Origin of the sequence: Nguyenibacter vanlangensis (assembly GCF_013376155.1) — a bacterium.
Classification (GTDB): domain Bacteria; phylum Pseudomonadota; class Alphaproteobacteria; order Acetobacterales; family Acetobacteraceae; genus Gluconacetobacter; species Gluconacetobacter vanlangensis.
Map to the genome: position 1 here is coordinate 1 of NZ_JABXXP010000016.1, position 19,754 is coordinate 19,754.

Here is a 19,754-nt window from a genome sequence, read left to right on the forward strand (position 1 = left end):
CTGCGCCCGATCGGTGGCGAGGCGCTGCTGGCGGCGGCCGGGATCGATGGCGCGCGGCGCGCCGAGACGCTGGAGATCGCGGAATTCGACCGGCTGGCGCGCTGCCATGTCGGGCGGGGGAATGTGTAGGGGGTTTCTTCTCCCGTCGGTTCCGTGTCGCGTTTCATGCCGTGATGGCCGCTCCCTTACCAAGGGAGTGGTCGCAATACGCTTCCTTACCTTGATAAGGGTGAGATTCGACGACATCGTTTCAATTTTCCTGCTTAATTTTCAAGTAATCGGGCGCGGGTGGGTCGAACTCTAGGCGCAATGTGGCGATGCGAGCTTCGTCTGCCGACGGTGTGGCATCTCCATGATCTGACACAGTCACTCGATACAATCCATCGCGTGCTGGTTCGTCATGGCAGGAACGAGACGATATAACCGCCCCATACCGGGTGATCGAGTTCGACGACTGCTCGCGCTACAAATTACTGGGCGTATATCGCCGTCGAACAGAAAAAAACCGCTCGATTTCCTTGATCGCGTTATCGAAAAAATGCCCTTTGGCATACAGCGCGTGCAGACTGATCGAGGGCTTGAATTCTTCGCGGAGGCCGTCCAGTAGCGCTTGCGTGACTGGGACATCAAGTGTCGCCCGATCCCGCCGTGTTCTCCTCATCTCACTGGCAAGGTCGAGTGCACCCAACACACTGATGGCCGCCTTTGCAGAGTGACTGCACGTCCCCATACCCGCTTGCTGGCGCATCACCGATCAATCGCGTCATCGCGTTGAGGGATCGAACATCGATGCGAGAAGAGATCGAAGCCGGCTTTGATCCAGCAATTGAACGAATCCGACACAGCAATTATCGTCTCGATCAGGCTCTCGCAGCGGTGAAATGATCTGTCCAGACCTACGGAATTACCGGATGCTCAACATCATCGGTGGGATACCGAATCGCGTATCACCAGAGCCGTCGCGATTCGTATAATGTCGCGTGGTTTGTCGCGGCGCGCCAGCGTATCCAAAAGACGTCCGGTCCCGATCCGCCCCAACTCGGCCGCATCCTGCCGGATCGTCGTCAGCTTCGGTGTAACCAGGTCGGCCAGCGCCGTGTCATCAAAACCAACGATTGACATATCGTCGGGAACACGAACGTCATGGCGCCGCAACTCTTCCAGCATCCCGATCGCGATGTAGTCGCTGGCGGCGAATACCGCGTCCGGTCGCGCGGGGCGGGCCAGAATTTCCCGGACCACCTCACGACCGAACTGTTGGGTATAGTCGTGATGGAAGACATGGCTGTCGGGACACGCGAGCCCGGCCTGCCGATGCGCCAACCGGAACCCCTCCAGACGCTCCTGTACACTCATCAGGGAGGCAGGGCCCGTTACGTGAAAGATCAACCTGTGCCCGGTCTCGATCAGATGCCGGGTGGCATCGTATGCCCCTTCGACATTATGGCAGAATACCTTGTCTTGCGTTGTCCCAGGAATATCCTCATCGAGAATGACCACTTCGTCGTAACGACGGATCTCGAGCTGCAGGCGCCGGTTGTCGGGCCGGTTCGTCACGAACAGCAACCCATCGACAATTGAATCATCGATCCAACGCAGAAAACCTAGTTCCTTCTCCGGATGGTTCCGGCTGATTCCCAGGATCAGGTTATAGCCCCGCTCCGACGCGGTCTGCTCAACGGCTTCCGCCATTTCGGAAAAGAAGGGGTTGGAAATTTCGGGTACCACCAGCCCGAGCGTCTCGCTGCCGCCCTTGCTCAGCCGCCGGGCCAGGAGGTTACGCCGATAGCCCAGGGCTTCGACCGCCTCGTCGATCTTGCGCCCCGTGTCCTGGGGCAGCCTGATCGATTTGTTCAGGTATCGCGAGACAGCCGCCTTCGAAAGACCCGCCTTGTCGGCGACATCTTGAATGGTAGGCGCCTTTTTCTTCATCAGCAGCGTCCAGCACATCAAGGACCGGGACATGAAGCCGCATCGATCCGGGCCTCATACTAATCGCCAATCCCCGCGCGCACAACGGCGGCCCCAATCATCACGGCTTGACAACGGAATGCGTATCCGATTTCATTGGATAAACCGGTTTACCAAAAACCAGCGAACCGGTGCCGTCGTCCACCTCCCGACCCGCGGACCGGATGCCATGCTGACAGTTCATCGACGAAAACTGCTCTACGGCGCGTTAACGATGTGTCTGCCGGGTATCTGCCGGGCCGGAACGCCACAGCCGGGCAGCGTGCATATCGCGCTGGTGCAGACGACGGAATCCTCGGAATATTTTAACGAAATCACCCGTGGCGTCCGAACCGGGTGCAATCGCCTCGGCTATACCCTCTCTGTCTTCGACGCCGACAACAGCCCTGTCGCCCAGTCCGACGCCATCGAAACCTACGCTCAGCAGAAGGTCAGCGCCATCCTGCTCTGTGCCATCGATGTCTATGGTGTACGCGATGCGATCGACACGGCCCGCCGCTTCAACGTGCCTGTCATTGCGATCGACGCCATCGTTGCCGGAAAAACCATCGCCCAGATCGGCGTCGACAATATCCGCACCGCCGCGCGCCTGCTCGATGCCCTTCTCCAGCCCGGCCTCGTCCACCCTACCCGCATCGGCATCATCGGCGCCACCGGTTCGTACATTCAGACCCTGCGCTATAGCGGTTTTCTCGATGCCATGAAAAAGGAGGCGCCTTTCATGCATGTATCCGGATTCGTCGATGGCCAGAACATCCTCGATTCAGCTCAGACAGCCGCCGAGGACCTGCTTGCCGCCGCGCCGGACCTCGACCTGATCTACGCCACCGGAGAGCCTGCCATGATCGGCGCGCTCTCCGCCCTGCAAACCAGCCCGCCACGCAGGACCGTCCACCTGGCCGGTTGGGACATGTCTCCTGAGATCAACAAAGGCCTGCGCGACGGCATCGTCCTTGCCACCGCCGTTCAGGATACCGTCCGCATGGGCGAAGCGGCGGTAAAGGCCGTCCACCACTGGCTGCACGACATGCCAGTCCCCCACGACATCATCGTTCCCGCGACCATCGTCACCCCCCAATACCCTCACGGCATCCTGTGATGTGCAGCCATGACCAATCCTTCCGTCGCCCCGGCCGTGGACATGCGGGGCATAACCCGCCGTTTCGGTGCCATCACGCCGCTGCGCGGAGTCGATCTGTCCATCGGCCACGGCGAAGTGCTTGGCCTGCTAGGCGACAACGGTGCCGGCAAATCCACCCTGACCAAGATCCTTTCCGGTGCCCTGGCGCCGAGCAGCGGCGAGATCCTCATTGATGGGCGGCCCTGCCACTTCGCCTCGCCGCGCGACGCGCAGGATGCCGGCATTCATATGGTCTACCAGGACCTTTCCCTGTGTGGCTCGATCGATGTCGCGGGCAATCTTTTCATGGGGCGTGAGCCCACGCGTCGTATTCTCGGACTTCCTTTCCTCGACACGGGAGCGATGCATCGGCGAAGCGCGGAGATGCTCCAGGGCCTGGGGGTCGTGATCCGCGACACGCACGCCCGCGTGGACAGCCTGTCCGGCGGCCAGCGGCAGGCAATCGCCATCGCCCGTGCCGCTGCCTTCAACCCCCGCGTGCTGATCCTGGACGAGCCCACCGCGGCGCTCGCCGTGATGGAGGTCGAAGCCGTTCTTGATTTAATAACGAAACTTCGTGACCAGGGAGTGACCGTGATTCTCATCACGCACCGGCTCCAGGATCTCTTCCATGTCTGTGATCGGGTCGCCGTCATCCGCGACGGTATCGTCGCCGCCGAGCGGCGGATCGGCGACACCAATATCGGAGAACTCGTCGATTTGATCGTGGGAGAGCGCTTCCATGCCCGTTCCGCACACTAGGCAGCCCCACACGCCCCAACAAAATGCCGTGCGGCGCATGCGCCTACCCAAGGCCGCCCTGCTGCTCGAACGGCAACCTGGCCTGGCCAGCGTGGTCTGCCTGCTGCTGGTGTGCGTTCTGATCTTCTCGTTCTGCGCGCCCTCCTTTCTATCCCTGGCCAACTTTCTGACCATTCTGCGCCAGAATGCCGGGTCTTTCATTTCCGCCGCGGCAATGACGCTGGTCATCACCACTGGCGGCATCGACCTTTCCATCGGTGCGGTTGCCGCGTTCAGCGGGATCGCCATGGCTGTCCTTGCCACATTCTGGCACCTGCCTTCCGTCCTGGCCCTGGCGGGCGCGCTGCTGGCAGGAACTGTAGCGGGTACGACCAACGGCCTTCTGATCACTCGCATCGGCATGGCGCCCTTCATCGTCACGCTGGCCACCATGTCCGTCTTTCGCGGGCTTTCCCTGCTGATCGCCCAGGGCTATTCCCTACCGCTGCCAGAAAACGCACCCCTGCTCGAATGGCCGGGACGCGGCTGGATCGGCCCCTTTCCAGTCCCCGCCGTCATCATGCTCGGCTGCGTCGCCGCCGCCGGTATCACCCTGCACTGCACCCGCTTCGGACGCTACGTCACAGGCATCGGCTCCAACCAGGAGGGCGTGCGCCGGACGGGCGTGAACGTCCGCCGCGTCTCGCTGACTGTCTATGCACTCAGCGGCCTCGCCGCCGCCTTGTCGGGCATCCTCATGACCGGACGGCTGGGCAGCGCCTCGTCCAATATCGGTGTCGGCTTCGAACTCGACGTCATCGCCGCCGTCGTCCTGGGCGGCACCAGCCTCGCCGGCGGCTACGGTTCCGTCATCGGCTCGGCTCTGGGCATCCTCACCCTCGCCTGCCTGAAGAACGGCCTCATCCTCGCCCACGTCTCTCCCTTCCTCACCCAGATCCTCACCGGCCTCATCACCATCGGCGCTATCTGGATCAACATGACCCTCAAGGGCAGAGTCATCTTCGGAATCGGGAAAAGCGATCATGATGACTGAAAATGCCGGAACCGGTTCCATTGGCGTCCTCGGCGGCCGGCTCATGACCGTCAACGGCCCCATCGCGCCCGACCAGATGGGCATCACCCTGATGCATGAACACATCATGCTCGACGCCTCGAAGAAATGGGTCGCGCCCTCCTGTGCCTGTCACCACTCGTGGGCGATGCGGCCGCTGGCGATGGACATGCTGGGCGAAATCGCGATGAACCCGCTGGGCAACCGCGACAACTGCATGCTCGACAGCGCCGACCTCGCGGTCGAGGAACTGAAGAAATTCGGTGCGCTCGGCGGCCGCACTGTGATCGACCCGACCAATGTCGGCATCGGCCGCGCTCCCGCGACCCTGCGCGACATTGCCCGGCGAACCGGGCTGAACATCGTCATGGGCGCCGGATATTATCTCCAGCCGTCCCATCCCGACTATGTGGGTCCGGAAAGCGCCGACCAGCTTGCCCGACGCATCATCCGCGATGTCGGCGGCACGGCGGACAGGCCGGACATCGTGGCCGGCATCGTCGGGGAGATCGGCATCTCCTCCACCATGACGAAGGACGAGGAAAAAGTCCTGCGCGCCGCCGCGATTGCCTCGGCCGAGACCTCGGTCCCCCTTTCGATCCATCTTCCCGCCTGGCGGCGCGTCGCCCACGACATGCTCGACATCGCAGAAGAACAGGGCGCGGACCTCAATCACGTGATCCTCTGCCACATGAACCCCAGCCTTTCCGACCCGGGCTACCAGCACAGCCTGGCCGAGCGCGGCGCCTACCTCGAATACGACATGATCTCCATGTCCTATTATTATCCGGAGGAAGACGCCCAGTGCCCCTCCGACGACGAAAACGCCAAGGCTATCGTCCAACTTTTCGAACGAGGATACGGAAGGAAAGTCCTCGTCTCGCACGACGTATTCCTCAAGAGCATGCTCACCCGCTACGGAGGGCATGGTTACGGATACATCCTGCGTCATTTCGTGCCCCGCCTGAGACGCCTCGGGCTGGGGGACCGCGACATCGAACAGCTCCTCGTCGCGAATCCCAGGCAGGCCATGTGCGGCGGACAACAACTCTGAAAGAGAAAATTCCGTGTTGGAAAAAAAGAAGATCCTTCTCGTCGGCGAATCGTGGATCAGTTCTGCCAGCCACGCCAAAGGATTTGACCAGTTCTTCACCACCACAGCGCATAGCGGTGCCGTCAACTTCCTCAACGCTATGCGCGACACGCCCTACGACGTCACGCACATGCCCTCGGAGGTGGCGCAGAGCCAGTTCCCAGCGGCGGTCGAGGACCTCACTGAGTACGCCGCCATCATCCTCTCCGACATCGGCGCCAACACCCTGCTGATCCATCCGGACACATGGCTGCACAGCAAGGCCTTTCCCAACCGGCTGAAGGTCATCGTCGAATATGTGAAGAACGGCGGCGGCATTATGATGGTCGGGGGCTATCTCAGCTTCCAGGGCGTCAACGGGCAGGCACGCTACCGCAACACGCCGATCGAACGGCTCCTTCCCGTCGCCTGCCTGCCCTATGACGACCGGCAGGAAACGCCCGAGGGTAGTCCCGTCAGCGTCGTCGATGCCGCCCATCCCGTCGTCGCCGGCCTGCCCGGGACGTGGCCGCCCCTTCTCGGCTACAACGAGGTCACGCTTCACCCCGACGCAACGCTCGTCGCCACGGTGGGCGAAGACAGCCATCCCCTCATCGCCGTGCGGGACCTGGGTCGCGGCCGCTCGCTCGTCTGGACCAGCGACATGTCCGTCCACTGGATGCCGGACGACTACCTGGCATGGCCCGGTTACAGGACACTCTGGCTGAACTGCCTCGACTGGCTGACGACACGGACCTGACCCCCATGACCAGGCAACACACCGACCCCGTCGTGCTTCTCCAGGACCTGATCCGAATTCCCAGCCTGAATCCACCGGGCGACGAGGTGGCCTGCGCGCAATTCTGCGCCGACATTCTCGACGCCATCGGGTTCGCGGTCACGGTCATCGGTTTCGGTGAACGCCGGGTCAATCTCATCGCCCACCCCCCTGGCCGGCCGCCGGGCGGGAATCTCGGCTTCTCCGGCCACCTCGATACCGTTCCCCTGGGCGGCAAGGCGTGGACCTACCCGCCCTTTTCGGGTGAATGCGTCGACGGGCGCGTCTATGGGCGCGGTAGTTCGGACATGAAGGGCGGAATCGCCGCCTTCATGTCCGCATGCGCCCGCCACCATGCGAACACCGGCCATTGTCCCGACGTCACCATCATCCTGACCGGCGGCGAGGAAACCGGATGCGAAGGCGCGGCGGCCCTCGCAACCTCCCCCCTGCTGGCCGACTGCATGTTCAGGGGCCTGCTGATCGGCGAATCCACACGCAATTATCCCATCCTGGGGCACAAGGGCGTCGCCTGGTTCGAATGCACCGCCGAAGGCCGCACGGCTCACGCCGCCATGCCGGAATTCGGCGTGAACGCCATCTACACGGCCACGGATGCGATCGCCCGCATCCGCGCGGTCGACCTGGGCGCGGACGATCCGATCATCGGAAAGACGACCATCAATATCGGAACGTTCCAAGGCGGGCTGAACATCAATTCCGTCCCCGACAGGGCGACCTTCACGGTCGATGCCCGCACCGGCAGCGCGGACAGCCATGTAAGGATCGCCGACACGATCCAAAAATGCCTGTGTAATGCGATATCGCTGCAAAAGCGCCTCGACATCCCGCCTGTCGTCGCTTCGTCAAACGACCCGTTCGTACAGGCCGTCCGGACAATCGCCACCCGGCACGGAATTCCCGACCGGGGAATCGCCACCGTTCCCTATTTCACGGATGCGGCCATCCTTTCCCCAGCCTTCGGAAACGCGCCTGCAGTCATCATCGGCCCGGGCGAACCCGACGTCGCCCATCAAACCGACGAATTTTGTCCCGTCGACGCCCTCCTGACCGCCACCAACCTCTATCACGACTGCATCGAGGCCTTCGGCCCCACCTCCGAATTATAGACAGGATTCGAAATATCCGGATTCGCAGGGATTTCTCCGAAAAACGCTCCAACGGTATTTTTTATAACGATATAGAAATATATTGACGGAAATCAAACCGCATTTTATTAATAAACCGGTTTATTTCTTCTGGTCTCAAAACCCCGCCTTTCGCCAGCCAGGTCCGGAGATCTCGAGACATCATTGGCCGTCTACGACAAACACGTTCCACGGAGGCAACCCATGAGTCACAGAAATGCGCTGTTGGCGACCTCTTCCATCGTCATTCCCATCATCGGCCTCCTTGCCGGCCCCAAGGCCCATGCGGACAGCCGCAGCCATCTTCCGGAGAGCATCCCCGCTTCCTCGACGGTTTCCATGAAACCGCCCCCGCGTCCCACCAAACGCGCCTCGGCCCCCCTACACGGTGTCAAGGCGGAGGAAATCAACGTCGCCGCGGCCCATCTGCACATCTCTTCGGGTGGTGGCATGATACAGCGGCGCGACGACACCCGATCGGTCCAGTCCGTCAGCGCGGACTATATCGCCAAGCAGAACCCGACCTCGAACGTCGTCGGTCTTCTCTCTATGATGCCCAGCGTCAATTCCATGTCCCAGGAACCGACCGGGATTCTCAGCAACGGCATCATGGTTCGCGGCCTCACCGTCGACGACATGGGCTGGGTCCTCGACGGCGCGCCCACCCTCTCTCCCGGCGCCGGCAGATTCCAGGCGGAAATGCTCGACAGCGAAAACATGGATCGCGTCTCGATCACGCCTGGCTCCAGTTCCACCGATGACCCCGTCACCTCGGCCACCGGCGGCGTCATCTATACGAAGATGAAGGACCCGTCGGAAAAAGCCCGCACCCAGGTCGATTTCACCTACGGTACCTTCAATACCTATCGCGGCTTCATCAGGCTTGACAGCGGCGAAATCGGCCACTCGGACATCAGGGCCTTCGTGTCCTACTCCAGCGCCTCGACCGATTTCTGGCGCGGCCCCGGTATCGCCAAGAAGCAGCATGTCGACTTCAAGCTGCTCAAATCCTTTAATAACGGCAGCACGTTCGCGTTCGAATCCGTCTTCAACAACAACAAGAATGGATATTACTATTATCCGACCCAACAGGAATGGCGGCAATATCGCTGGATCAACCCGGATGCGACCTATAGCGGCATCCACGACGGTTCCTATTACAAGCTCAACCAGACATCGCTGTTTTATTCGGGTACGGTTCTCGCGCCCATCCATGTGGTGCTCAGCCCTCACCTCACCTGGGATACAACTCCGTATTTCTGGTACGGTTTCGGCTGGGGGCCCGGCGGCACGACCCTCACGCAGGGCCAGACCTATCTCGGCAATCAGCGTGTGGACGTCAATCTCGCGCAGGGAACGGGAGGCGTCGCCCAGAACGGGCAGCAATATCTCGTCTCGACCGGTTTCGGCGGCCCGACCTATATCGGCGGCATAAACTCGAAATTCGCCTGGACCCACGGCCACAACACCCTGACCCTGGGCTACTGGTACGAAAATTATAATCTGCGCGAAAAGGATCCCGTGGGCTTTATCAACCAGGAAACCGGCGACCCTGCCGATCTCAGCCACAGCTATAATTACTATCGTCTGGCAAACGGACGCCTCTATTACTACGACAATTATTTCCTTCACTATCAGCTCAATTCGCCATACATCATGGACACATTGCGCCTGCTGAAGGACAGACTGGTCATCAACGCCGGCTTCAAGGACGTGATGGTGACACGCGGCGTCGACAACTACGTCCCCGGTTCGACTCCCCATATGGGAATCAGCGAAAACATCCCGCTGCCCTCCCTCGGCGCCCGCTACAATTTCGATCGCGCCAACCAAGTCTATATCAATGCCGAAGGCGATTACCGGCAACCCTTCATGGGTTCGACCGCCGAACAGTATAGCGTCGGCAGCGGGGCCATGACGACAGGTGCCAATTCCCCGAAATCCCAATACGCAATCAAGGAGGAAATCGGCTACCGCTATAATGGCGACCGGCTGATTGCCTCGGTTTCCTTCTTCAACATGAACATGACCAACCGCCTGCTGACGCTCAACACCTATCAGGAAGGCGTCCAAGTCCAGCGCGAATTGAATGCCGGCGGGCAGACCAGCCGCGGCGTCGATGTCCAGATCGGCACGATTCCTCTCTGGGGCCGCTTTACACCTTACGTTACCTTCGCCTATCTCGACGCGCGCCAGGACAACAACCTGCGGACCGTCGACAGCAACGGCCAGGTCGATTATCTACACACCGCCGGAAAGACTCAGGTCGCCAGCCCCCATTACCAGGCAGGCCTCGGCCTGTCCTACGACGACGGTACTTTCTTTGGCAGCGTGAACGTGAAATACATCAGCTCGCAATACGCGACATTGATGAATGACGAAAAAATGCCCGGATACATCAACAACAGCGTCATCCTGGGATACAGGCTACCGAAATTCGCGGTCCTGAATCGCCCGTCGATCCAGGTCAACCTGAACAACATCAACAATTCAACGCAAAGAACCGGCATCTACGGGTTCAGCGACAATGCCAGGACCAGCACGGGCGTCCTCGGCGGCACCATCGCAGGCAGTTCGCCGACGTACTATGTCGAACCGGGTTTTTCCGCTCTCATGACCGTCCGTGTACCCATGGAATGAGGCGTGACCGGACGGCCTGATCTTCTGATCTTACCTCCTGAAATGCCCTCGATCTGAAGTGAGGTGGAGATCTCCAAAAACTGAAGCGGCCCCCGAAAATGGGGCCGGGGCCTAAGTTCGAGATCGGCGACTACTTGTTTTTGAGCAGGACCAGTTGCAGACGTTTCTTCCAAAATCTTCCGCGAATAGTACATCGCCCTTACGAACATGCTGGCCCTCTTCAGCATGTCGGACCACAATGGTGCCGGGTTGAATGGCGCCGATCGACAGGACGTCGCCTTTCTGCATCATTTGGCCAGCGGTGTGAACGCGGCGCGTGTAGTTTTCGAAGCCGAATAGAAGCGTCGTTACCAGAATCAGGCCGATACAACTCCGGGTCACAATCTTTACAGGCAGAGTCTGGCGACCTGAACACGCCCGAGCCTGGCATTACAGCGTCCGTCAGCGACTTCGCGGCGAAAGAAATTATCCAACGTCAACCTGTCTTGCGACGTGCCTTTTATGAACATAAATACCAATTTTGCGATTTAATAAAGTATAAAAATCAGAAATTGCTGACAAAAATGAGAATAAAATCGCAATATAAATGTTTTGCTTACAGAAAAAATCCGACAAATTTTCATAAGCAGCAAAGAAAGGTAATATAGTAAAAAATACGCCTGCTACGGGCACCCATGGTGACGTAATCTTGGCGCTGCCTAGAAAATAAAAAGAAATTATGGAGCACATAAAAATGACAGATATCGGAATGTAATATAGTATAGTTGCATAAATTTGGAGTGGATCCATGACATAGAAATAGTCAAATATAGAGTGCTCCAGGCATGTTACAAACATTATTAACACAGAATATTTTAATCCACCTTTTCTTGAGGAGGCAATATATACCGCTGCAGCATCTTGAATGATCAAGGCCAAGTGAATGTCGATATCAAATGATATACTTTGCGATAGCACAAATTTTCTGCTATTGGCCGCTATTCCCGGCATTCGAAATATTCCTTCGATCAAACCGAAAAAATATCCTATTCCCAAGAAACATTTAACCTGATCGGGAGATGTCGGTTTTATCTTCAGAAAGCCTAACAAGCAGATAGCACCTATTGTTTTAATAGACTCCTCTGTAAACCCAATCCGAAGATAAGGAAATAAACTACCAATACCAAATCCAGTTAATTCAATATTTGAAATATAACCTTCAGTGCGGCCACAAATAATGACAATAGCCAAAGAAATAAAAAATGTGGCCGACAAAAAAAATCGCTTGCCATCAATTGGAAAACGCTGCAACCAGATGGTTGGGTAAAAGCATAAACAGATCAGCACACATGCATCTGACAGTATATTCACGAAAATTCCAGCCTTGTACAGTAATCCTTATAGGAATAGCAAAAAGCGGAACGACACCAAAGCGCCATTCCCTCAACTGTCAGCGAGCCATCTGATGACCGAAGCCGCACTGGTCATAATACGGATGAGAGTGGAGCACGCCGCTTTGTGCGCCCGCGGTCATTGTGCTTCCGCATCCCCAGCCGCTGCCGCTGTCTTGCTGGCCCCATTCACGTCCTTCCACCCCTTGCCAGGATAGCGTATATGCGCCGCGCTCGCGCTCTTATTGGATCTATTTCTGTCTGATCAGCATATCGGCTTTCGCTGCACCTACTGTTGCGAACCTTCCGTCAAATTTGAAGGTTTTTTGGAACAATTCGGGGTGATTATTTCTTTCCTCGTCGCTTGCTGGCTCAGCAGATTATGCCGGGCCTCAGCGTGCCGGGCTCGCTGCGACCCACTTCATTTTATTAACGAATCGGTTTCCAAAGGCTACCGGCCTTTGGCGGGGTGCGGGGCGGCGCCCCGGGCGGGGGTTTCTTGATGCATCATGATCTGTTGATATAATTCGGCATCCAACAGGAGAGGTGTCATGGCCACCCCGCAGCGTGGGAAATTCGCGACCCAGGTCGATCCGCAGATCCTGCAGGCGGTGCGGGATCTGGCCCGCAGCGAAGGGCGGCAGCTCCAGGTCCTGGTCGAGGAGGCGCTGGCCGACCTGATTGAGAAGCGGAAACGGCAGCGTCCGCGTGCCCATGTCATGGCGGCCTACCAGGCCAGCCATGAGACCTTCGCGCCGCTCTACCGGAAACTGGCCGAGTGACGGACTATCTGACCGTCATCGAGGTCCTGGCTATCCATGACGATCAGATCGGGCGCTATGGCGGAGCGACGGGCATTCGGGATCGGGGTTTGTTGGAAGCGGCGCTTTTCCGACCGCAGACCGGCTATTATGCCGACTTGATCGACGAAGCGGCGGCGCTTTGGGAAAGCCTGTCGCAGAACCATCCCTTCATCGATGGCAACAGGCGCACGGCCTGGCCTTTGCCGTGACCTGGACCTTCCTGGCCATCAACGGCGCGCGGCTGACGGCCAGCGCCGGTGAAACGGAAGATTTTATTCTCGGCCTCTATGCCGGCGGGACGTTTGATTTCGGGCATTTGCAGCCGTGGCTTCGCGGCCATGTCGCCACGAGCGAGTCCTGATGGTGTGCAGACTGTGCAGACCGTGACGGTTATTCACTTGATCAACGAATCTGTTTCCAAAGGCTGCCGGCCTTTGGCGGGGTCTAGAGCGGGGTCTGGGGCGGCGCCCCGGGCGGGGGCGGTGCGTTCGGCGTCGAACATGTAGTCGCGGGTCAGGGGCACGGCGTCGATCGCGCGGGTGATCTGGAGCTGGAAGTTCATGTGGCCCTGGACGCGGAAGGAGAGTTCCACCCCGGCCAGGTAGAATTCGAACATCCGGCAGAAGCGTTCGTCGTAGAGCGCGCGGATCTTATCGCGGTTGGCGGCGAAGCGGGCGCGCCAGTGGGCGATCGTCTTGGCGTAGTGCAGGCGCAGGATTTCGCAATCCGTCACCCACAAATTCGATTTTTCGATCGCGGCGAAGGTTTCGCTGAGCGCCGGGGAGTAGCCGCCGGGGAAGATGTAGCGGTCGAGCCAGGGATTGGTCGAGCCCGGCGGGTCGTTGCGGCCGATCGAATGCAGCAGCATGACCCCGTCGGGGGCCAGGATGTCATGCACCACGCGGAAGAAGCGGCGGTAATGGCCGATGCCGACATGTTCGAACATGCCGACCGAGACGATGCGGTCGAAGCGCCGCGTCACCGCGCGGTAATCGAGCAGTTCGAAGCGCACCCGGTCGGCCAGCCCGGCCGCCCGCGCGCGGTCGCGCGCGACGGCGAGCTGTTCGTGCGACAGGGTGATGCCGGTGACGCGGGCGCCGTAGTCGCGCGCGAGCGTCAGCGCCATGCCGCCCCAGCCGCAGCCGATATCCAGCACCTCGAGATCGGGGCGGTCGAGGCGGAGCTTGGCGGCGATATGGTGTTTCTTGGCACGCTGGGCCTCTTCCAGCGTTTCGTCGCCGCGCGGGAAATAGGCGCAGGAATATTGCCGGTCGGCATCGAGGAACAGGTCGTAGAGCGCGCCGTTGAGGTCGTAATGGTGGGCGACGTTGCGGCGCGCGCGCCAGGCCGGGTTGAATTGCGTCCAGGTGCGCTTTGCGTGGCGGACCAGCCGGGCCGCGGCCTCGCCGACATGGCCGGCATGCATGCTGTTGGACATGAGCACGTGCAGCATGTCGTAGAGCGAGCAGCCGAGCGGAAGGACCTGGCCGTCCATATAGGCCTCGCCGAACGCCAGGGCGGGATTGACGATCAGGCGGCGTTCGACGGCAGAGGAGAGGATGCGCAATCCGGCGACGGGACCGGGCGTGCCGACATAGGTGCGCCGCGTGCCGTCGGAAAAGACGACGTCCAGCCGCCCGTGCGCGATGAAGCTGCGAAAGATCCTGTCGATGACCGGCGTCATGCCGCGTTCCCCTCCCTGCTTTCGGCTTGGGAGCGAGCATGACGGGCGCGCGGCGATCCGTAAAGACGGCTGGCGCGATCTTTACCAGCCTTTTCAACGACAAAGGCCCGGACGCGGTTGCGTCCGGGCCCTGGCCCCCCGGCCGGGCGCCAGGGCGCCGGCAGGGAATGCGGATCAGGCTTCGGCGGAGGCTTCGGCCGTTTCCTCGATCAGCGCTTCCTCGACGAAGCCAGCGGGTTCTTCGACCTCGACGCCGATCGCCTCGCCGCGGGCCTGGCGCTCGGCTTCTTCTTCCGAGCGGGCCACGTTCACCGTGACGGGGATCGAGACCTCGGGGTGCAGGGCCACGCGGACCTCGTACAGGCCGAGCTGCTTGATCGGGTGTTCGAGGACCACCTGCGCGCGGGTGATGCCGAGGCCGGCCTGGGTGGCGGCTTCGGCGACGTCGCGGGTGGTGACCGAACCGTACAGGCTGCCGCTGTCGCCGGCCTGACGGATCAGGATGACGGACAGGCCGTGCATGCGCTCGGACAGGCGCTCGGCCTCTTCACGGCGCTTGAGGTTCTGGGCCTCGAGATGGATGCGCTCGCGCTCGAAACGCTCGCGGTTGGCGGCGTTGGCGCGGATCGCCTTGCCCTGGGGCAGCAGGAAGTTGCGGGCGTAGCCCGGCTTCACCTTCACGACTTCGCCCATCTGCCCCAGGTTTTCGACGCGCTGGAGCAGGATCAGTTCGACTGCGGACATGATCTTCCCCCCTTAGCCGACGATGTAGGGCAGGAGTGCCAGGAACCGGGCGCGCTTGATCGCCTGGGCCAGTTCACGCTGCTTCTTGGCCGAGACCGCGGTGATGCGGCTGGGCACGATCTTGCCGCGCTCGGAGAGGAAGCGGCTGAGCAGGCGCACGTCCTTGTAGTCGATCTTCGGCGCGTTGGGGCCGGAGAACGGGCAGGATTTGCGGCGGCGGTAGAACGGACGGCGGGCACCGACGGCCGTGCGGCGGGCGGCGGGATTGATCTCGGTGGTGTCGGACATGATTGTTACTCCGCTTCGCCGTCGATATCGCGCGAATCCTCGCGCTCATTGCGGGCCCGGAACTCCTCGCGGTCGTCATAGCCGCGACGGCCGCCGCGGCCGCTCTCGAACCGGCCGGCGGGCTTGGGACCGCGGAAGCCGCGCTCGCGGTCGTCGCCCTTGCGGGACAGGATCACGGACGGCGCCTCGTCGATTTCCTCGACGCGCAGGGTCAGCACGCGCATCACGTCTTCGTTCAGGCTGAGCTGGCGCTCGATTTCCTTGATCGTTTCCGGCTTCGCATCCAGGCCGAGGAGCATGTAATGGCCCTTGCGGTTCTTCTTGATGCGGTAGGCCAGGCTGCGCAGGCCCCAATATTCGCGCTTGCGGACGGCACCGCCGTCGGTTTCGAGCAGGGCGGCGATCCCGTCGGCGACGGCTTCGACCTGCTGCTGCGACACATCGTTACGTGCGATGAACACGGTCTCGTATAACGGCATGGGAACTCCCTTCGGATAAGGTCAACCCGGCCGCGCCGGACCCGGTCCGGACGGCGCCCCTCCCGCGGGGCATGGGTATAGCCGGGGCGATGCCGCGCCCCGGCAGGGAAGGAGCGGTGTGAAGCACAAAGCCCGGCGGATCGCAAGGGGAAACTGCCCCGATGGCGGTCCCGATGGCGGTGGCGTGCCGTTTTCGGCCGACGAAACGGCATGATCGACGTTGCGATGACGATCCGTTATTTTATCGGGCATCTTCACCCGTTCAAACGATTCCGTCTGAACGGGATCTGCTCTAGCAGCCATACCATTCACACTGGTTCACGGATATGGCTCTAGCTCTTTGTTTTAACGAGCATCTTTATCCGACCGTCCATCCGGTCGGATGATGCTCTAAGTCGCCATGGTCAAGTCTGGAGCGGCCCATGCGGACCTTCAACATTCATGAGGCCAAGACTCATCTGTCGCGGCTGATCGATGATGCAAGCAAGGGGGAGAGCTTCATCATCGCCAAGGCCGGCAGGCCGGTCGCGCGGGTCAGTCCGGTTTCGGTGCCCACGGCGCACCGGGCGCGGCGCCTTGGCTTTCTTGCGGCTGAACTCCAGGTGCCCGACGATTTCGGCCACATGGGGCAGGAGACGATCCCCGCCGCCTTCGAGGGGCGGCCGTGAAGCTGCAGCTCGGAGCCGTCTGAGCCGGGTCGTGTCCGGCGGACGGGTCTTCGGCTGTCTTTTCAGATGCGCAGGCCGGGGGGGATGTCGAGGCCCAGCCGGTCGGGGATGTCCCAGATCTCGCGGATCGTGCGGATGCGGCGGAAGCCGGCCTGCAGGTAGGTGTCGAGCGCGCGGGGATGGTCGGCGGTGCAGGTATTGACCCGCACGCTGGACGGGCCCGAGGCCCAGGCGGCGTCGAGGGCCGCGCGCAGGAAGGCGCGGCCGATGCCCTGTCCGATCCGGCCGGGCATCAGGCCGAAATAGGCCAGGTTGACCTCGTCGGGCATCGCGCAGTCCAGTTCGAAGAATCCGCAGACCTCCTGCCCGTGCCACAGCACGTTCACCCGCACCGTGGGATCGCGCAGCAGGGCCGCCAGTTCGCCATCGGGCATGGCGCGGCGCAGCCACCAGCAATAATCCTGCCCGACGCCGTCATAGAGGCGGCGGTAGAACGCGACGGGCGGGGCCGGGTAATGGTCGATGCGATAGCCGTCCGGCAGCGCGGGCGCGCGCCCGGCGGGGGGCGCGTCCATGCAGAGGAAGGTGACGTCGACGGCGACCCGGGTGGCCGGGCCGGCTGCGAGCGAGGCGGACATGGGCGGGGGCGATCAGTTGTCGTCGAGGAACGAGCGCAGCTTGCGGCTTCGGCTGGGGTGCTTGAGCTTGCGCAGCGCCTTGGCCTCGATCTGGCGGATGCGTTCGCGCGTGACGTTGAATTGCTGGCCGACCTCTTCGAGCGTGTGGTCGGTGTTCATGCCGATGCCGAAGCGCATGCGCAGCACGCGTTCCTCACGCGGGGTCAGCGAGGACAGGACGCGGGTCGTCGCCTCGCGCAGGTTGGTCTGGATCGCGGCGTCCAGGGGGATGACGGCCGACTTGTCCTCGATGAAATCGCCGAGATGGCTGTCTTCCTCGTCGCCGATCGGGGTTTCGAGGGAGATCGGCTCCTTGGCGATCTTGAGCACCTTGCGCACTTTTTCCAGCGGCATGCCCAGCTTTTCGGCCAGTTCCTCGGGCGCGGGCTCGCGGCCGATCTCGTGCAGCATCTGGCGCGAGGTGCGCACCAGCTTGTTGATCGTTTCGATCATGTGCACGGGAATGCGGATCGTCCGCGCCTGGTCGGCGATCGAGCGGGTGATCGCCTGGCGGATCCACCAGGTGGCGTAGGTCGAGAATTTGTAGCCGCGGCGATATTCGAACTTATCGACCGCCTTCATCAGCCCGATATTGCCCTCCTGGATCAGGTCGAGGAATTGCAGGCCGCGATTGGTGTATTTCTTGGCGATCGAGATGACCAGGCGCAGATTGGCCTCGATCATCTCCTTCTTGGCGCGGGCGGAATCGCGCTCGCCGCGCGAGACGGTGGCGTAGACGCGGCGGAATTCGCCGACCGGCAGGCCGGTTTCCTGCGACAGGGCGGCGACCTGGGCGCGCAGGTCGCGCACCGCGTCGGCGTGCCGGGCCACGAAATTCTTCCAGCTCTTGGCCGGCAGGGCGGAGACCATGTCCATCCAGCCCGGATCCAGCTCGCTGCCGCGATACTTGATCAGGAAATCCTCACGCGAGACCTTACAGCTTTCGGCCAGGCGCAGCATGCGGCCTTCCAGCCCGTTCAGGCGCTGGAAGATTTCCTTGAGATGCTGGACCAGCACTTCGATGCGCGTGTTGTGCAGGTGCACCTGCTGCACCTTGCCGACCAGTTCCTCGCGCAGCTTCTCGTAGGATTTTTCCGACTTGTCGGACATCTCGGCGCCCGAGGTCAGGGTTTCGAGACGCTTGGACTGCAGCTTCTGCAGGCGGGAATAGAGTTCCTCGATCTCCTCGAACCGGGCGAGGATCTCGGGCTTCAGCTTTTCCTCGAGCGCCGAGAGCGACAGGCCGGCGCCCTCGCCCTCATCACCATCCTCGGGCTCGGCGCCCGCCTCGAAGCCGGCTTCGTCCTGCGGCTCGCCCTCTTCGGCGCCCTCGCTCTCGGGGCCGGCGCCGCCGGACTGCATGGCTTCGAGATCGACGATGTCGCGCAGCAGCATCTCGCCCGCCTTGAGGCGGTCATGCCAGGAAATGATGGCGCTGAAGGTCAGCGGGCTCTCGCACAGGCCGCCGATCATCTCGTCGCGACCGGCCTCGATCCGCTTGGCGATGGCGATCTCGCCCTCGCGCGACAGCAGCTCGACCGAGCCCATCTCGCGCAGATACATGCGCACCGGGTCGTCGGTGCGGCCCAGGCTCTCGGTATCGACGTTGCCGGCGGCGCCGCCTTCCTCCTCGGCCTCGGCCTCTTCGGCCTTTTCCTCGCGGTTGGCCTCGGAATCGTCGTTATCCTCGTTCTCGACGACCTGGATGCCCATTTCCGACAGGACCGCCATCACGTCCTCGATCTGCTCGGAGGACATCTGGTCCTGCGGCAGGACGGCGTTCAGCTCGTCGAAGGTGATGTAGCCCCGTTCCTTGCCGCGGGCGATCAGCCTCTTGACGGCTCCGGATTGCGTGTCCAGCAGAGTTGTGTCGTTATCCTGATCGCCAGAAGTCGCTTCCGTACTCGCGGCCGTCTTTGTCGCCATCGCCTGCCCTGTCCCCTCACCCGCTACCGTGCCATCCGTCGCACGCCGCGCGACGGCGTGCCGGCCCTGCTTCGTCGCCCGGCCGTCCCGCCTGGGCGGGATGCAAGCCACCGGACACGAAAGGGCCATTCTATCGCATCTGACAATTTCAGTGTGGTGCAGGTGGTCGATTCAGGGTCGGAAGTCAAGGGGCCAAACCGGGACGGACGGGATGGGCCCGGCGGAGCGGGGCGCGAAAAACCGCGCGTTCTTCCGTCCGTCATGCACCCCGCATGGACCCTCGGGCCCTTATGCATCCCCCTCATGCATCCTCGGTCAGCGTGTCGCCGCGGCGCAGGGCCTCCCATGCCAGCAGGCGGGTGCGCAGGCTGGCCCAGGATTTCGCGTCCAGCGTGCCGGCGCAAAGCCGTTCGGTATCGAGGCGCACGTCCTCGCCGAACTGGCGGACATTGAGCAGGGCGTAGAAATGCCACCATTCCTGCCGCACCTCGACCGCCATCAGCGTATCCGCGGCACTGAGGGCCAGCGGCAGCGGATCGGCGGCCAGCGCCAGGGCGCGGTCCCCGGCCAGGC

At 61.6% G+C, this 19,754-nt stretch carries 20 protein-coding genes and 3 pseudogenes; 14 read left to right on the top strand and 9 right to left on the bottom strand.

Annotation, left to right across the window (positions count from 1 at the left end):
* Together HUK84_RS23070 and HUK84_RS02755 are read left to right on the top strand one after the other, a co-directional pair.
* Positions 1 to 129 (top strand): annotated as a pseudogene (locus HUK84_RS23070) (16S rRNA (adenine(1518)-N(6)/adenine(1519)-N(6))-dimethyltransferase); the annotation flags it as partial.
* 222 nt (positions 130 to 351) lie between these two features.
* Positions 352 to 885 (top strand): annotated as a pseudogene (locus HUK84_RS02755) (DDE-type integrase/transposase/recombinase); the annotation flags it as partial.
* Positions 886 to 921: 36 nt separating this feature from the next.
* Here the strand turns inward: HUK84_RS02755 and HUK84_RS02760 are convergent.
* Positions 922 to 1,932 (bottom strand): LacI family DNA-binding transcriptional regulator, encoded by a 1,011-nt coding sequence (locus HUK84_RS02760; RefSeq protein ID WP_176638866.1) that lies wholly within the window; start codon positions 1,930 to 1,932, stop codon positions 922 to 924.
* A gap of 208 nt (positions 1,933 to 2,140) precedes the next feature.
* Between HUK84_RS02760 and HUK84_RS02765 the strand changes: the two genes are divergently transcribed.
* The 8 genes from HUK84_RS02765 to HUK84_RS23495 all read left to right on the top strand — a co-directional run bounded on the left by HUK84_RS02765 (position 2,141) and on the right by HUK84_RS23495 (position 10,881).
* Positions 2,141 to 3,070 carry a substrate-binding domain-containing protein gene (locus tag HUK84_RS02765; RefSeq protein WP_176638867.1) on the top strand — a complete coding sequence of 310 codons (930 nt, stop codon included), beginning with the start codon at positions 2,141 to 2,143 and terminating at the stop codon, positions 3,068 to 3,070.
* 9 nt (positions 3,071 to 3,079) lie between these two features.
* Complete coding sequence (locus HUK84_RS02770) at positions 3,080 to 3,853, top strand: ATP-binding cassette domain-containing protein (RefSeq protein ID WP_218064167.1); 774 nt, start codon at positions 3,080 to 3,082, stop codon at positions 3,851 to 3,853.
* 91 nt (positions 3,854 to 3,944) lie between these two features.
* Positions 3,945 to 4,886 (top strand): ABC transporter permease, encoded by a 942-nt coding sequence (locus tag HUK84_RS02775; RefSeq protein WP_218064168.1) that lies wholly within the window; start codon positions 3,945 to 3,947, stop codon positions 4,884 to 4,886.
* Positions 4,876 to 5,958, top strand: a complete 1,083-nt coding sequence (locus HUK84_RS02780; protein WP_218064169.1) for a phosphotriesterase family protein — start codon at positions 4,876 to 4,878, stop codon at positions 5,956 to 5,958. Before HUK84_RS02775 ends, HUK84_RS02780 begins: the two co-directional genes overlap by 11 nt.
* A gap of 13 nt (positions 5,959 to 5,971) precedes the next feature.
* On the top strand, positions 5,972 to 6,736 hold the full coding sequence (locus HUK84_RS02785; protein ID WP_317135217.1) for a glutamine amidotransferase: 765 nt from the start codon (positions 5,972 to 5,974) through the stop codon (positions 6,734 to 6,736).
* A gap of 5 nt (positions 6,737 to 6,741) precedes the next feature.
* The gene (locus HUK84_RS02790; protein WP_176638869.1) at positions 6,742 to 7,884 is read left to right on the top strand and encodes a M20 family metallopeptidase; all 1,143 of its coding nucleotides are present in this window, start codon (positions 6,742 to 6,744) and stop codon (positions 7,882 to 7,884) included.
* A gap of 222 nt (positions 7,885 to 8,106) precedes the next feature.
* Positions 8,107 to 10,542, top strand: coding sequence for a TonB-dependent receptor (locus HUK84_RS02795; RefSeq protein ID WP_176638870.1), 2,436 nt, complete (start codon positions 8,107 to 8,109; stop codon positions 10,540 to 10,542).
* 207 nt (positions 10,543 to 10,749) lie between these two features.
* On the top strand, positions 10,750 to 10,881 hold the full coding sequence (locus HUK84_RS23495) for a hypothetical protein (protein WP_281362725.1): 132 nt from the start codon (positions 10,750 to 10,752) through the stop codon (positions 10,879 to 10,881).
* Between the two features lie 126 nt (positions 10,882 to 11,007).
* On the opposite strand, the gene HUK84_RS02800 is transcribed toward HUK84_RS23495, so the two are convergent.
* Complete coding sequence (locus tag HUK84_RS02800) at positions 11,008 to 11,892, bottom strand: hypothetical protein (RefSeq protein ID WP_176638871.1); 885 nt, start codon at positions 11,890 to 11,892, stop codon at positions 11,008 to 11,010.
* A 571-nt stretch (positions 11,893 to 12,463) separates the two neighbouring features.
* Between HUK84_RS02800 and HUK84_RS02805 the strand changes: the two genes are divergently transcribed.
* Genes HUK84_RS02805 through HUK84_RS23080 form a run of 3 tightly spaced genes read left to right on the top strand, consistent with a single transcriptional unit; the run spans position 12,464 to position 13,076 of the window.
* The gene (locus HUK84_RS02805; protein WP_176638872.1) at positions 12,464 to 12,694 is read left to right on the top strand and encodes a hypothetical protein; all 231 of its coding nucleotides are present in this window, start codon (positions 12,464 to 12,466) and stop codon (positions 12,692 to 12,694) included.
* A complete protein-coding gene (locus HUK84_RS23075; RefSeq protein ID WP_317135218.1) occupies positions 12,691 to 12,924 on the top strand; it encodes a type II toxin-antitoxin system death-on-curing family toxin in 234 nt (77 codons plus the stop codon). The genes HUK84_RS02805 and HUK84_RS23075 overlap by 4 nt, the downstream gene beginning before the upstream one ends.
* On the top strand, positions 12,921 to 13,076 hold the full coding sequence (locus HUK84_RS23080; RefSeq protein WP_246285320.1) for a hypothetical protein: 156 nt from the start codon (positions 12,921 to 12,923) through the stop codon (positions 13,074 to 13,076). The genes HUK84_RS23075 and HUK84_RS23080 overlap by 4 nt, the downstream gene beginning before the upstream one ends.
* 33 nt (positions 13,077 to 13,109) lie before the next feature.
* Here the strand turns inward: HUK84_RS23080 and HUK84_RS02815 are convergent, their stop codons facing one another.
* The 4 genes from HUK84_RS02815 to rpsF all read right to left on the bottom strand — a co-directional run bounded on the left by HUK84_RS02815 (position 13,110) and on the right by rpsF (position 15,910).
* Positions 13,110 to 14,399, bottom strand: coding sequence for an SAM-dependent methyltransferase (locus HUK84_RS02815; RefSeq protein ID WP_176638873.1), 1,290 nt, complete (start codon positions 14,397 to 14,399; stop codon positions 13,110 to 13,112).
* A gap of 174 nt (positions 14,400 to 14,573) precedes the next feature.
* Entirely contained in the window at positions 14,574 to 15,143 is a 570-nt protein-coding gene (gene rplI, locus HUK84_RS02820; RefSeq protein ID WP_176638874.1) for a 50S ribosomal protein L9, read from the bottom strand.
* A gap of 12 nt (positions 15,144 to 15,155) precedes the next feature.
* A complete protein-coding gene (gene rpsR / locus HUK84_RS02825) occupies positions 15,156 to 15,431 on the bottom strand; it encodes a 30S ribosomal protein S18 (RefSeq protein ID WP_114726487.1) in 276 nt (91 codons plus the stop codon).
* 5 nt (positions 15,432 to 15,436) lie between these two features.
* Entirely contained in the window at positions 15,437 to 15,910 is a 474-nt protein-coding gene (gene rpsF, locus HUK84_RS02830; RefSeq protein ID WP_176638875.1) for a 30S ribosomal protein S6, read from the bottom strand.
* 422 nt (positions 15,911 to 16,332) lie between these two features.
* Here rpsF and HUK84_RS02835 point away from each other — a divergent pair, with 422 nt between their 5' ends.
* On the top strand, positions 16,333 to 16,578 hold the full coding sequence (locus HUK84_RS02835; RefSeq protein ID WP_176638876.1) for a type II toxin-antitoxin system Phd/YefM family antitoxin: 246 nt from the start codon (positions 16,333 to 16,335) through the stop codon (positions 16,576 to 16,578).
* A gap of 62 nt (positions 16,579 to 16,640) precedes the next feature.
* Here the strand turns inward: HUK84_RS02835 and HUK84_RS02840 are convergent, their stop codons facing one another.
* The 3 genes and pseudogenes from HUK84_RS02840 to HUK84_RS02850 form a co-directional block, all read right to left on the bottom strand.
* Complete coding sequence (locus HUK84_RS02840) at positions 16,641 to 17,216, bottom strand: GNAT family N-acetyltransferase (RefSeq protein ID WP_176638877.1); 576 nt, start codon at positions 17,214 to 17,216, stop codon at positions 16,641 to 16,643.
* 12 nt (positions 17,217 to 17,228) lie between these two features.
* On the bottom strand, positions 17,229 to 19,181 hold the full coding sequence (gene rpoD / locus HUK84_RS02845; protein ID WP_176638878.1) for an RNA polymerase sigma factor RpoD: 1,953 nt from the start codon (positions 19,179 to 19,181) through the stop codon (positions 17,229 to 17,231).
* A 301-nt stretch (positions 19,182 to 19,482) separates the two neighbouring features.
* A pseudogene (locus tag HUK84_RS02850) lies at positions 19,483 to 19,754 on the bottom strand (DNA primase); the annotation flags it as partial.

Coding starts and splice junctions, on each gene's coding strand:
- HUK84_RS02760 (WP_176638866.1), bottom strand. CDS start 1,932: ATGAAGAAAAAGGCGCCTACCATTCAAGATGTCGCCGACAAGGCGGGT.
- HUK84_RS02765 (WP_176638867.1), top strand. CDS start 2,141: ATGCTGACAGTTCATCGACGAAAACTGCTCTACGGCGCGTTAACGATG.
- HUK84_RS02770 (WP_218064167.1), top strand. CDS start 3,080: ATGACCAATCCTTCCGTCGCCCCGGCCGTGGACATGCGGGGCATAACC.
- HUK84_RS02780 (WP_218064169.1), top strand. CDS start 4,876: ATGATGACTGAAAATGCCGGAACCGGTTCCATTGGCGTCCTCGGCGGC.
- HUK84_RS02790 (WP_176638869.1), top strand. CDS start 6,742: ATGACCAGGCAACACACCGACCCCGTCGTGCTTCTCCAGGACCTGATC.
- HUK84_RS02795 (WP_176638870.1), top strand. CDS start 8,107: ATGAGTCACAGAAATGCGCTGTTGGCGACCTCTTCCATCGTCATTCCC.
- HUK84_RS23495 (WP_281362725.1), top strand. CDS start 10,750: ATGCTGGCCCTCTTCAGCATGTCGGACCACAATGGTGCCGGGTTGAAT.
- HUK84_RS02805 (WP_176638872.1), top strand. CDS start 12,464: ATGGCCACCCCGCAGCGTGGGAAATTCGCGACCCAGGTCGATCCGCAG.
- HUK84_RS02815 (WP_176638873.1), bottom strand. CDS start 14,399: ATGACGCCGGTCATCGACAGGATCTTTCGCAGCTTCATCGCGCACGGG.
- rplI (WP_176638874.1), bottom strand. CDS start 15,143: ATGTCCGCAGTCGAACTGATCCTGCTCCAGCGCGTCGAAAACCTGGGG.
- rpsR (WP_114726487.1), bottom strand. CDS start 15,431: ATGTCCGACACCACCGAGATCAATCCCGCCGCCCGCCGCACGGCCGTC.
- rpsF (WP_176638875.1), bottom strand. CDS start 15,910: ATGCCGTTATACGAGACCGTGTTCATCGCACGTAACGATGTGTCGCAG.
- HUK84_RS02835 (WP_176638876.1), top strand. CDS start 16,333: ATGCGGACCTTCAACATTCATGAGGCCAAGACTCATCTGTCGCGGCTG.
- HUK84_RS02840 (WP_176638877.1), bottom strand. CDS start 17,216: ATGTCCGCCTCGCTCGCAGCCGGCCCGGCCACCCGGGTCGCCGTCGAC.
- rpoD (WP_176638878.1), bottom strand. CDS start 19,181: ATGGCGACAAAGACGGCCGCGAGTACGGAAGCGACTTCTGGCGATCAG.